Origin of the sequence: Chitinivorax sp. B, from assembly GCF_005503445.1 — a bacterium.
Taxonomy (GTDB): domain Bacteria; phylum Pseudomonadota; class Gammaproteobacteria; order Burkholderiales; family SCOH01; genus Chitinivorax.
Genome location: NZ_SCOH01000068.1, coordinates 1 through 14012 on the forward strand (window position 1 = coordinate 1; position 14012 = coordinate 14012).

Consider the following 14012-nt stretch of genomic DNA (forward strand, 5'->3'; position numbering starts at 1 on the left):
ACTTCGGCAGGGGTTCTGCCGTGCAAATGCTGATGGGGGCGGGCATGGTGATACCAATCGGCAAAGATTGCCAGGCTGGTGTTCAAACCGGCTAGCGATGGTACCGCCCAGTGGTCCAGCTTGGCTTTCAGGGTGCCGAAGAAGCGTTCCACGCGCCCGTTGCACCATGGCTGGCCGGGGGGAATGCGCTGGTGATGGATGCTGGCCCGCTGCAAAAAGTTGTGCATCAAGCGGCCGGTGAAAATGGCTTCGTTGTCGGTACGGATAACGCTGGGCCGGCCAAACCGGCCAATTGTCAGGCATAGATAGCCGAGACGGATCCCCGGGTGCGTTAGGACGGTGGCCAGGGCGGGATGGGTAGACACGACGGCCGATCAAAACGGTATACATTTACAGTAATCGCACCATGTCACGGATTGCAATACTGTACGGCAGTAAAACTGCTTTCAAATCAGTGTGATCAAGTCAGGCCGTGGCCTGCAGGCGCACGGGAATTTATTTAAAATGCCATACTCAGAAAGTGGAAAAGGCCCTTCGTCCCGCTTGAGTTCAATTTAAAACTGTCTATAATTACAGTCATAAGTGCGGCATCACTTTCAGTCTGTGCGCATCTTGCACGTTGTTCGATACCCATCCAGGTTACTGCTATGCATACGACACGACCGCTCACCGACGCACGTAAGACAATTGGCGCCATTGCGGTGTTGGCCTTAGCGCTGCAACGCTTACCCGCCACCACTGATACACTCGTTGCACTGGATCACGAAGCCAAAAGCCGGGTCGGCCCGGGTTGGACCTTCGTTACCGCATTGCAATGGCTGACGGGCAGCAAAGCCGAATCCGTGATTGACCATTTGGCTGACCACGGTACGATCGGTGGGTTGACGAAACAACAGCATGGGGACTTGATGCGGATGGCTCGGCGGGTGTGTGCGGATGGCTACGCCGGTGGCGATGCGGAACTACTACTGCACGCGCTATGGCTTGACCAGGAGGATTCCGATGTGCGTGAATTTCCAGCCTGCCGATTGTCAAACGATCGCGGCGATGTTCGCTGTGTCGGTGCCGGATGTTGAGTTTCCTGCTGAGGTTTGGCAGGACTATCAAGCACCGATACTGATTTACCACACAGCTAGCTTAGCGTGTCCATCCGCCAGTTTTGGCTTTATCCCGCAGCGGCATCGCCCACCGGGCCTGACACGGCTGACCACCATGAACGCGCGTGACTACTCGATTGGGCCAACTTCGATCCTTTAAAAGATTTTGGGCTGATGGCCATCTGGCGATCACGGCAGTAAAAGCGTTCTTCGAACCAAATTACGAATCCGGCCATGCGGTGCGTTGGCGGATTCATCGTACCGATGGGCAACCACTATTGGTGGCCAGTCTGTGGCGCACTTGGCCGCGGGAAGAGGGTGGGCTCGATTACAGCTTTTCGTTGATTACGGCGTCGGCGGCAGCGCACCCACTATTGAAACGGATGCATAAGCCGGAGGACGAAAAGCGAACATTGGCCATCATTCCCCCAGAGGAATGTCAGAACTGGTTGCAATGCCGGGATCCAGAGGTCGCACGTACCTTTTTACGGCCCGCACCGGCTGCGGCGCTGTCCGCCGAACTGGCACCTTTACCACCTCGAAACCGTCTAGTTAAGCCAGGTTTTGGCCAATAACGACCAGCCTTAAGCAGCATGCACGACCGTAAGCAACGGGAGGGGGCTGTGCAAGCGCTTATCCGCCAGCCGGTAGTACGGGTCCGGTGACCAACTGATAACCGTGCCGGCGGCGAGTTTTAGCTAACTGATGAATCTGTCGCTGGTTATAGTCAACATCCGCGATCTGACTAATCTACGTTCTTGATTGTGGACGCGCTGAGCGTGAAGAACACTGATACAGCAGGACTGAAAGGCGACGACGCCGGCAAGAAGGTGTCGGACATCAAACGTCACATTGCAGTGGATACCCAGGGACTGCCACATGCGGTGGTGGTCGCCACAGCAAATGTGACCGATCACCAGAGTGCACGCCAGGCCCGTCAGCGGTACCAACCCGGGTTCAGTGGTTTCAGCACCTGTTGACGGATAGTGATTATGTTGGGCAGCGCTTTGCGCAGGGTGTCCGTGGCATACTGGGGGAACAGGTGCCGGTGCAGCTCGCCAAGTGCCGTGCGTTGCCTACCTTCAAGGTCATGCCCCAGCGCTGGATCGTGGAACGGTGTTTCACTTGGCTGGAACAGCACCGACGGTGATGGAAGCACTGCGAGCGTTAGTTGAATACAAGTCTGTAGTTCATCCATCTGGCCTTCTTGGTCCTGTTGCTCAAAAGACTTTGAACGGGCTCCAAGAAAAAGCGTCTGCGCTTCCTAGGCCATCGGTTGGACCATGCAGCCGCAGCTGGGCACAGACTGGGACTTAGCTGGTCAGGACTTTCAACGCTTTGCCAGGATCATCCATGATGAACAACGTTTCAGGTCCCCATTGGGCACCCACTTCGCCACATCCAAGGTAGATGTCGGACCATTCGCTAAGTACCCGGTAAATGGAGCCGCCTGATTTGATTTTTCCAACCAAGAGGTTGGGATCATAAAACAAAGTGTCTCCACGCCATGGAAAATAAGCACCCAACATATGGCCGTGACCACGATCACTAGCAATACCATAACATTTGTACTTGCCGGACCAAGGCGTTAACGTCTCAATAGCTTTCGCGGAATGATTACCACGCAGATCAACGGTTTTACTGGCGATTTTCTTGAAAGCGGCGCCACCTTCAAGTGCACCGAATTGAATACCCTCTATCCGTTTTTGCGGACTGATGAGGGATGCGGACAAACCGGTTCCAGCCTTCGGCGCGGTCCCAGCGAGTGAAGCGCACCACCACAATACCTGAGCAGCGCAGGTTCCCAGTTCATTGCCCGGAAACGCGGGATCCTCGTAAGTGATCACTGGCTCAATATCATTTTTGAGAAAGTCCATTCTTGTTTTGTAGCGATCGAACAACGACATGGCACGCTCCTGAGTGTTTAGCACGTTACGCCCGACTGGAAAGGCTTCCAGTATCCGCTGGAGCTCAACCACCCCGTCGGGGAGGCCTGAACCCGATGCTGTATTGAGCATAGCATCATGAACAAACATGCTGGTGGCCACTTTCCTGCCTAAAAAATAGAATGGGACCTTAAATTTTCCTGCTACATAAATCAGCTGATAACCAGTCATAAGGGATACTTATATATTTGATTATTAACATGTAAAAGAATAAAATGCGAAGGTTTGACTTGGCCGAAATCCATGCTTGCAGGCTTGGAAGCGGCGCTGTGTCATGATTTATGCATTCGACAGGTAGGTGGGCGTCAATGTGCCACCTACCTGTTTGTATTTCAGCGTAGTACGAAAACGGTGGTTGCTTTGGGTAAAGGTATGACTGGTAAGGTGTTGCGGGTATTGGCATGTGCAGGTGCGCTGGTTTCTGGACTGGCTGTAGCAGTTACATTGTCGCCGTCGGTTCAAAAAGGGGTGAATTGGTTGGCCGCGCAAGTGCAGTCGGATGGCACATTGAGAAGCGAGCCGTCATCTGTTGCCACGCCACTTCAAGTTAGAGCAGAATCAGTTCAAACCCTTGCACGATTGTCCGTCGCGCCACCGGTGTTGCAAGCGACTGTGGCGGGGGAGAAGGATCGCAACACGGAGTATTTGGCCCGTCAGATTATTTCGCTGAATGAAGCCGGGCAGTCGGTGTCAGATGCGATGGATACGCTTTTAGCACGTCAAATGCCCGATGGCGGGTTTGGCGGTAATCCGGAAATGAGTAGCCATCCGCTGGATACTGCATGGGCATTGCTTGCCTTGAAAGCAAGTAACCGTACCGACAATTTGGCAAAAGCCATTGGTTTTCTACAGCAAAAGCAGCAAGCGGATGGTGGCTTTCGCAGCGATGCATTCCGCCAATCCTCAGACGTTTATACCAGTGCCTACGTCTTGATCGCATTACAGGCTCATTCTGCCAGTTTGGATGTGGCCGCAACATTGTCTAAATTGGTTGCCTTTCTACAAAGTACCCGGAATGGTGCAAGCCTATGGGGTTCCCCTTTCATGACTGCTTTGGTGTACCAAGCAGTTCATCCCTATATCCCACAAGAACCTTTAGCAACCGAAGTACGAAATGTATTGGAAAGTAGTCAGCAAGCCGAAGGCAGTTGGAATGGGGATGCCTATGCAACCTCCTTGGTGTTGCGCGCGTTACAGCTGACCCACCAGGCGCCAACAGACCCCGCACTGGGCGAAATTGGTGGCATGGTGGTAGATGCTCAAACGGGTCGAGCCTTGGCTGGTGTCAAAGTGACCCTAAGCGGGGTTGGCAATCAGTCGATGATAACCGGGCTGGATGGTCGCCTGACGTTACGTAACCTAGCCAAGGGTACTTATACACTGGATCTGAATCTTTCTTCGTACATTGGCGTATCGAATCGGATGGAGGTCAAGCCTGGCCAACGATTGGAGTTAGGTACCATTCGTTTGACTAAATCTCCGGGTACGACAACCGCGATGATTCAAGGTCGTGTTACCAATAAAGCAAATGGTCAAGGTTTGGCCGATGTATCGATACTGGTGAATGGTGGTGCAATCGCTGCTTTGACCAATAGCCAGGGCGAATATCTAATCCCTAATGTTGCACCTGGTACGGTTTCATTACGAGTGCTAAAAACAGGCTTCCGTGATGGGAGTGGAAGTGTAAGTCTGGCTGCCGGTGATGTGGCTACTTTCTCGCCAACGTTATTGCCAAGCAATATCCAACCTACCGACCCAAGTCCCAAAGCGTTGGTTTCTGGCTTGGTTATTGACGCAGGTACAAATCGAGCCGTTGTTGGCGCGACTGTCAAAATTACCCATGCATCGGGAAATAGCGTGGTGAATAGTGGCGTGGATGGTCGATTCAGTGCTTCTGATCTGACACAACTGGATAAGGGCCAATTTACGATTGATGCATCGGCTGCAGGGTATCAGCCGGCTCGCATCACTTTGTATGCCGATGGGCAGCCACAGTATGACTTAGGGCAAGTGCGTCTACGTAAGATGGGTACCTCGGTATTAGTGCCGGACGTATTGATTGCCTCTATTGATCGGAAGCAAGCACCCACGGATGCATCCAATCTGTCGTTGTCTGGCAAGTTGAACGTGGTTTTGCGCAATGCGGGGCCAGTTGACGTGCCGACAGGTATCAAACTGAAGGTGTTCCTGGATGTCAATCGCAATGGGGTATTTGATCCGGCGATTGATATTACTGTCGGAGAGGCAATCACGGCGGCGCCGCTATTGAGTGAGCAATCAACCCCGGTGCAAATCCCAGTAAATGGGCGCTTGCCTTTCCGTGATGCACCGCTGACAGTATGGGTAGACAGTGACCAAAGCCTGGTCGAGCTGTCCGAAACCAACAATATCAAGACAACCGCTGACTTTGCGGAGGTCAAACCGGATCGCGCCCAGTTTAAGCCTGTTCTGAAATGGCACTGGAAAGACGGTGGTGTCATCTCGACACCGATCGTTGGTCCACTGACGGATACCAATGGTGATGGCCGATATGATGGCCGTGATGTACCGACCGTTATTACGATTCATGCATTGGGTATCGACGGCGCACCAGGGTACATCACTGCGCTGAGTGGCAAGGATGGTAGTTTGCTCTGGCAACAAAAAGATTCGCAGCTTGCTGTTGAGGCAACTTCTCATCCGGCGATTGCCGATTTGGATGGCGACGGGGTGCCAGAAATTGTGGCTTACCTGAATCGAGGGGGGATAGCGGTTCTGAACCATGACGGCTCAAAACGTTGTACTAGTGACCTACCTCGCAAAAGCGACCCCAAAAACTATAGTGGCCTTAACGTTGCCGATATTGACGGTGACGGAAAAGTAGAAATACTGGCTAGAGGTGTTGTACTGAATGGGGATTGCTCGTTGCGACTACAGTTGGATGCCAGTGATACATGGCATGTACTACGGACCATTGCTGCAGACTTGGATGGGGATGGGCGACCTGAGCTGATCTCGGGTGCTGGCACTGTTGTACATGCTGATGGTACGCCATATTGGACGTTCACGGATTTCCCAGGTCACGTTGCCGTTGTCGATGTTGATCATGATGGCAAACCGGAAGTTATAGTTGTCAGTGGTCAGTCTACGACTTGGCGCATGGTTCTGTTTAGCCATGATGGTAAACGCCTATGGGGCCCCGTTGCCATCCCTGGTGCCTACAACGTGGGTGCGCCGACGATTGCCGATATGGACGGTGATGGTACGCCTGATATCGGTGTGGCAGCCTCGACCTTGTATACGGTGTTTAACGCAGATGGCAGCATTAAATGGTCAACGCCGATCAATGACGGTTCTGCCGTAACGGGATCAACGGTTTTTGACTTTGATAACGATGGCCGGGCAGAGATTGTCTATTTTGATGAACAGACGTTGCACGTCTTTGATGGACGTAACGGACAGCCAGTCTTTGAGATACCTAATACCAGTGCAACGGCGAGTGAATATCCTGTTGTTGCGGATGTCGATGGGGATGGTCATGCTGATTTGTTGGTCCCTGCTAACTCGGGGACCTATGGATTGCGCGTGTTCCAAGATGAAAAGAATAGCTGGGTGAATACGCGTAAGGTATGGAATCAGTACGACTACCACATCACCAATATCAATGAGGATGGCTCAGTTCCACGTACTGAGCAGAACAGCTGGACTACTCATAACACCTATCGTTTAAATCGCCGATTGGATTATTCGCCGACTGCGAAACCAGACGTGTCAGCGTCCTATATTCGAGTGGATGACAATGTTGGCGTCAGTGCGTCAGCAGTGACTGTTCGGATCGGTAATGCCGGTGGTTTGCCTTTGGATGCAGGACTGAAGATTGCATTTTACAAAGGGCTGCCTGGTATCGCAGGTAACCTCCTGGGGGTGGTTCCGACCAAGCGAAGTTTGATCAGCGGTGAATTTGAAGACGTAGTGCTGAATCTACCGACTATTGATCAGATTGAGACCTTGACTGTAGTGGCCGATGATGATGGCCAGGGCCATAAGGTGTTGGATGACTTTGATGCAACCAACAATGTGGTTTCTAAGCCAATGTCGCCCCTTCCCGCGAATCTGGGCGTGGTGATAACGTCATCCCCTACTAATGTCAATGCCAATGAAGAGTTGGCCATGTTGGTGAAGGTTGCAAATCGGGGTAGTTTTGCGGGTGCTACCAAAGTACGAGTTAGCATTGTCAGTTCAACGGGTGGTGTTGAGGTCGCTACTTTACCGATCGCGACGTTGAATCTTGCGGCGAAGACGGAACAGTCAGTGCCATTCCACTGGAGTGTTGCGAAACTCTTAGCTGGATCTTATCAAGCCAAGGCCGAACTGTTAGATGCAAATGATCAGCCATTTGCAGCATCTACATCAGCATTCACCGTGGTTGGGCCCAATGCGACTTTGGCCGCTCAGGTTTCTGCGGATAAGGCTGTGTATCTGCAGTCGGATCAATTGAAATTGTTTGCTCGGGTCAACAATATTACTGCGAATTCGCCAGTGTCGGATCTGACTATGGTCATGCGGTTGATGGCGCCAGGAGGTAACGAACGTTGGCGTAGTGAGGAGCGTATTGCGCAACTCTTGCCCAATAGCGCTATCGATAAGGCTTATACCTTGAGCTTGGCCGATGCGAAGCCGGGGGGTTATCAACTAATGCTGTCCGTAGTGGATGACAAGCGGGTTGAGCGTATCGCATCCGGCACGAGCTTTACCCTGCAGTCGACCATGGAAACGGGGAGTGGATTAGGGGCAACGCTAACTGCATCGCCATCTGCGGTCGCAATTGGTGATACGGTGTTGCTGAACGTAGATGTCGCTAATCAGGGTAACAGTGCGGTCAGTGGGTTGGCACTCACATTGAGAATCCTTGACCCCATTGCACAGCAAATCGTGGCGGAATGGCCACTGACTGCAAATATGGGTCGTGGTGACCATTTCACCTACGCCAATAGCTGGAAATCGGCGGGTAAGGCGGATAACAAGTTGGTCGTCGCACTGTATGCGCAGGTGGGTACCGGTCAGCGACTGCTTGGTCAAACCAGTTTGCAACTTAAAAAGCCAACCCAGGTTGATACCGTCGACATCGCATTGGACTTCGATACGAGTACGAGTGTGTTGGCGTTGTTCTCCAGTGGTGAGATCGTACCGGCAACCAGCGGCAATCGGCCGAGCCGTAAATTGAGCTCATGCGCCGTTGCTGGGCCACGCCCTAACAGTATGACCGCGTGGTTGGAGCAGCAAGGTATTCGCTATACCGCGACGTATTGTGATGCTGCATTTGCTGAACAATTCCGGACCGGGCGTTACAACACGTTCTGGGTGATGGGATTGGGCATCGATGAGGAAAGCAAGAACCCAAGGCTATTTGAGGAGTTGCGCGAAGCGGTTTATAACGGTGCAACCCTGATGCTGGAAGCGTCCTCAGTGCGATTCTCGGACAAATGGGCTGAGTTGCTTGGGGCGAAGACTAGTGGCCGTTTAAGCTGTGCCAAGCAATTCGCAGAAGCAAAAGACGTACCGTTGGGTGTGTCGGCATGGATGACGCAAGGTCAGCCTCAGTCGGTTGAACTCGTAGCAGCAGCACAATGGGCATCCTATTCGGGTGACAACTGTAGGGCGGTGCTGCCAGACATTGGTGTAGGTGCCCCGCCACCGGCAATCGAGCGCTGTGATGTGAATCTGGACAAGATGATTGATAAGGCAGACGTTGACTTGATCTTCAAGGCACGTAATCAGAAAGCCTCATCGCCTACCGATCCTCGGGATGCAGATGCGGACGGTACGATTACCGTTCTTGATGCACGGATTTGTACCTTGGCGCGTAATGTGACACCAACAGGTACTCCGGCGGTGACGATGAATCGTTATGGGAATGGCAAAGTCATTTTCTTGAATTTTGCCGCATCGACCATGCAGGCTTCGTCCTATGAGAAAGCGATTTTTGCCAAAATGGTTGCCGAATCACAGGCATCACAATCGTTGGTGAAGGTGGCAGGTGGACATGCTTCAATATTGAGCCGCTTGAGCAGCAAGGCCCAAAGCTCACTTGATTTACAAATCAGCTTGGCCTTACCTAAAGAGAGTGTGTTGTCTTATTCGCGTCCGACTATGCCCATCGTGAATGGGATACCGGGTATTCAGTTGAAACTGGATACCGCAGCACAGCAATCTCTGTTACTAGGATTGGATCTTCCACGGCAAGCAGGCTCGTACCGTTTTGAACTCAAGGCGGCCAAAGCCGGGGAGCCAGATCGTTTAATTGGTCAACGCGCGTTGGACGTGTCGGTGAAAGATTTCATTCAGTTGCTTGATATGGCATTGGTTCAAATGCAGTCCATAGCTGCCGGGCCTGGCAAGCAAGCGGTGTTACAGCAATTGGAGGTAGCACGGTCGGCTTACTTGGCAAATCAACCGGTCAATGCACTCAACAGCTTATTGGATGCGGCAAATGAGCTTAAGAAAATAGAAGGTACTGCCGCTACGGACGCTCGCCATGCGGTTGCAATCTCGTTATATGCTATTCAACGTTTAGTCCCGTAATAGCAGAGATAACTGTCCTGTATTGCATATCGCCGCGAGCTGCGTGTGTGGTACAGGACGGTATATCTGAAATGGCCTTGTGCTTCCCCAATATCGTATGCCTCGACGTTGATGATCATTCAACGTGGCGGGTGTGACTAGAGTTTCTATTATGCAGACTTCCCCTTTTGCCATGTCGGCCCTGGCTTCCAGCCTGTTATGTTTTATGCTGTCGGTGTCGAGCCATAGTCTCGCGGACACAATCCCTGTATCGACCAGCGCAGCGGGTTATGCCAGTGCGTTGAATGCATTGGATGCATCCCTGACCAAGCCGGCACCTGTCGTGACAGCCAAGAGCGTACGACAAAAACGGTCCATCCAGGCAATGCCTCAATCCGCCGCGTCACCCAATGAAGTACAGCAACAGCGACAGCGGCTCGACACACTGGCAAGTCAAGTGGATGCCGAGTTCAAGCAACTTGACCAGCATCTGCAAGCTCAACAATTACCACCGGAAATCAGGGCCCGACTGCGTGAGGCTCAGGTGCACTTTCAGGCACAGCAACAGCAACTGCGTAGCCGATTTGAGTCATTGGAACAGGCGGAACGGTCAGGGCAAACAGAAAAGCGCCAGCAGGCGACAGATGCATTGAAGCGGTTTGTGCGCGAGGGTGGGCCTGGCGTTGATCAACCAGTGTCCTCTCCACCGGCGATGCAATGGGGTAGGCACCTCAACAAGGTTCGTCCTCCCATTGAGACCTCGACCGGGTACCGACAAAAAGTATCGCTGTTTGGCATTCGTCCCCTACTGCTGGCAGGGCCGATTCCTAGCGGCACTTCTTTACCCAGCCTGCCAGATCTAACCGAGGCGCCGACCCCTGCAGACCTCGCGCCTACTGAAGATGCGCCTTTAAACGCTGCGATCAAGGAAAAAGCACAATCGCTGAATAATCAGCCGGTTGCCATCTATAGCTGGGTGCGTAACAACATTCAATTTGCTCCCACCTACGGTGCCATCCAAGGGGCTGAGACAACGTTGCAGACCCGGCGTGGCAATGCGTTTGACACCGCTTCGTTACTGGTTGGTCTGTTGCGAGCAGCTGGTGTACCTGCCCGATATGTCTATGCGACCATCGAAGTGCCCGCTGAGCGTGTCATGAATTGGGTGGGTGGGGTTGAAACACCGGAAGCAGCACTAAATCTCTTGGCCCAAGGCGGTATTCCCTCGATCGGTGTGGCCACGGCGGGGCGCATCCAGACAATCAAACTTGAACATGTCTGGGTCGAAGCGTTTGTTGATTTCGTCCCTTCACGTGGGGCAGTCAATCGTGAGCCAGACACTTGGGTGGCCATGGATGCGACCTTCAAGCAAGATAAGTTCAGTCAAGGCATGTCGTTGTCGACGGCCTTGCCGTTCGATACCCAGTCCTTTCTGGATTTGGTCAAAACGGGTGCCGACATCAATGCCGCCCAGGGATGGGTGAAAGGGATTGATTCCCAAAAGTTGGCAGCCACCGTCGTTGGCTATCGTGAACAGTTCAATCAGTTTGTTAATCACCGGCTTGGCGATCCGTCATTAGCCGATATTGTTGGCCGTCGACATACACCATTACTAGACAGTGGTATTTTGACGGGGTTACCTAGTTACAAAGTACTGGCAACCGCAGGTCGTTTTACAACAATTCCATCGACACTACGTTGGCAATATCGCTATCAGCTTTTCGCCAGCGAAGCTGATCAAATGGCAGGCCGTCCCATGGCTGCAGTCGAGCGTAGCTTGCCGATGCTGGCTGGTCATAGACTGACCGTGGCTTTTGTACCTGCGACGGCTGCAGATCGATCAACATTGGCCAGTTTGTTGCCTGCCCCCCATGCCGATGGCTCACCTGCCGCATCGTCAGAGTTCCCCAGCAGCTTGCCTGGCTATTTGATTCATGTGACGCCAGAAATCAAGTTGGATGGGGAGGTGCTTGCCAAGGGGGGTGAACAGGCGCTGGGTAGCCAGGTGGCGGTAGGCGTAGATGTCTATGACCCGCGGAATGGTCAATGGGCACTATTGGATCGCAAACCTGTGACTGCTGGGGAAACCCAGGCTTTGGCGATCAGCCCGCAGCAAGTCAGTGCGGCATCACTGCAAGCAATGGGGCAAACCTTAGCTGAAACGGCCAAGCGATTACCCAACGCCGCCGGGCTGACGCATGAGGATGTGACGGGTAATTTGTTGCACAGTGCTAGCCAGGCCTTTTTTGCGACCAGCCAGGTCAGCTCTGCCATGGTGCAACGCGCGGCAGGGGTGGTAGAACACCCATTACCTTCCTTTGGTCAAGTTACCGCCGCCGCCCGCACGACTAACCTGTATGGCATACCGGTTTCGGTTAGCTTCCCAGGTATCGCCGTCACCCTTCATCGAATGGATCGCAGTGTGGTTGCTTTGGACAATGACGCTGCGGTGGCTGCCCGTTACCTGCGCCATAGTGCGCAGCGGGATTCCACCTTGATTCACAATACCTTGGATAAGCTGTTTGTCGATGCCTCACACCCAGGTGAGGCGGTATCCGCCATTCGTGCCTTGGCTCGCAGTAATGCGCAGGGGCAAAAGCTATTCACCGTTGGTAAATCCAATCTGGATACAGCACTGGCTGCGGTACAGACCGGGGCCGATATCAAGCAGCAAGTGCGTGATGCCGTTCAAGCCGGACGCAGGGCCGTATTGGCCGAGGGTGAAGTCTCAGTTGGTGCTTGGCGTGGCGCGGGTTTTATCGTGGATGATGAAGCCACGGGTAGTGGGCGTTATGTTATTTCTGGTGACATGCACGGTGGACTGTTTCCAGTTGGGGGGACGTTGCCGCTAGCCATGAGTGGCGCAGTGATTGAGCGTGGCCTACAGAATGCCCTGTCAACCAGTGTTGGCAGTTACTTCCAGAATACTCAACAGACACAATCCAGCCTGACCGCTGTCATTCAGCAACCGGATGACAGCAAGTGGCAAGCTTACCCAGTGCAGCAAACGGTGGTGACCAGCTTGCTGATCCATGCCATCGATAGTGTGCCGGCCAATGTCGCTGGCCCATTAGGGAGTTGGCCCATTGTGGTGTTGGCAGGGGCTGAGGCAGGGGCGGGTAACTTACCACCACAAATTACCAGTGCGCCAACAGTCATTGGGCGAGTCGGGGAACGCTACCAATATCAGGTCCAAGCCTTTGACCCGGATGGAAACCAGATCACCTATCGTCTGCTTGAGGCACCGGCAGGCATGATCATGGATGCCGGTGGATTGATTCGCTGGCAGCCTGGCCTACAAGGTGCGGCCAATGTTGCGCTGGTGGCGGAGGATGGTCGCGGCAGCAGTGAACAACGTTTCAGTATCAATATCCAGCCTGCGCAAACCGGTCTGGAGGGTTCGCTGGCGGTTGAACCGCAAATCGTCGACAAGGGGCAGCCCGTCAACATTTTCCTGACGGCGCAAGGTGGCATGGGTGCCACCAAGTTAAGCCTGACCATGGATGGCAGGTCGCAAGTCGTGGATGCCGCTGGCCAGGCGACACTGGCCAATGCGGATATCGGCAAACATGTGTTGATCGCAACCTTTGAAGATGACAAGGGCACGAAGGTCACGCGTGAGGGCTACTTTATTGTCCGTGATCCGGCGGACAGCGTCACGCCTGTGGTTGAGCTGGTGACGCCATCGGCAGACAGCGAGCTGACTGCCCCGGTCAAGCTGATGGGAACGGCCAGTGCCGCCAAACTGGTGGATTACAAACTGCTGATCGCCCCAGCGGGTAGCAGCCGATTCGCCGCCTTTGGCGGTGGCAAACAGGCGGTGGTCAATGGTGAATTGGGCAAGCTGGATGTCAGCCAGTACGCGAATGGCGTGTATGACATTGCTTTGCAGGCAACCGCTGCCAATGGCCAAACCACGACCACCAAGGTGACTTACCAGATCAGCGGAAACCTTAAAGTCGGCCAATTCAGCGCCTGCTTTGCCGATTTGTCGATCGAAGCGGCGGGTATCCCGGTACAGGTCACCCGCTGTTACGACAGCCGTCGTAAAACGGAAGCCCTGGACTTCGGCTTTGGCTGGAGTGTGGATTACCAGCAGGTCAAAGTACAAAGCAACCGCACACTGGGATTGGCGTGGCGCATCGTCAACCGGGGTGGCAATGCATTGGGTAACTGGTGTGTCGAGCCGATGGGGAAGCACTTCATCAGCGTGACCCTGCCAGAGGGCAAGATCGAGCGCTTCGATTTTGATTTTGAACAGGCGTGCCAAGTGGGTGTCCCGCCCAGCATGGTCAAGCCCGTGTTCCTGCCGCGTGCCGGTACCACCTCCAAGTTGCAGGTGGCGGATGCCGGCAGCCTGATGGTGAGAGGCGGGCAGCTGTTCGATGTCGACGGCAATGTGTTCGACCCCACCGGCTTCACGCTCACC

General features: G+C 53.6%; 6 protein-coding genes and 1 pseudogene. 5 read left to right on the plus strand and 2 right to left on the minus strand.

The window, feature by feature from the left end; genetic code table 11:
* Window positions 1–365: integrase core domain-containing protein (locus tag FFS57_RS23300; RefSeq protein ID WP_137940233.1), on the minus strand; the 365-nt coding region annotated here is incomplete at its 3' end.
* Window positions 366–647: 282 nt separating this feature from the next.
* Here FFS57_RS23300 and FFS57_RS23305 point away from each other — a divergent pair.
* From FFS57_RS23305 to FFS57_RS25915, 3 genes and pseudogenes are all read left to right on the plus strand, one after another.
* A complete protein-coding gene (locus FFS57_RS23305) occupies window positions 648–1076 on the plus strand; it encodes a hypothetical protein (protein ID WP_137940234.1) in 429 nt (142 codons plus the stop codon).
* Window positions 1077–1222: 146 nt separating this feature from the next.
* Window positions 1223–1672: an SOS response-associated peptidase family protein gene (locus tag FFS57_RS23310; protein WP_137940235.1), complete on the plus strand. Its 450-nt coding sequence runs from the start codon at window positions 1223–1225 to the stop codon at window positions 1670–1672.
* A 174-nt stretch (window positions 1673–1846) separates the two neighbouring features.
* Window positions 1847–2286: pseudogene (locus tag FFS57_RS25915) on the plus strand (transposase); the annotation flags it as partial.
* Window positions 2287–2410: 124 nt separating this feature from the next.
* On the opposite strand, the gene FFS57_RS23325 reads toward FFS57_RS25915, so the two are convergent.
* Complete coding sequence (locus FFS57_RS23325) at window positions 2411–3214, minus strand: hypothetical protein (RefSeq protein WP_137940236.1); 804 nt, start codon at window positions 3212–3214, stop codon at window positions 2411–2413.
* 72 nt (window positions 3215–3286) lie between these two features.
* On the opposite strand from FFS57_RS23325, the gene FFS57_RS23330 reads away from it, so the two are divergent.
* Entirely contained in the window at window positions 3287–9604 is a 6318-nt protein-coding gene (locus FFS57_RS23330; protein WP_137940237.1) for an FG-GAP-like repeat-containing protein, read from the plus strand.
* A 151-nt stretch (window positions 9605–9755) separates the two neighbouring features.
* A partial coding sequence (locus FFS57_RS23335; protein WP_137940238.1) for a transglutaminase-like domain-containing protein occupies window positions 9756–14012 on the plus strand: 4257 nt, incomplete at its 3' end.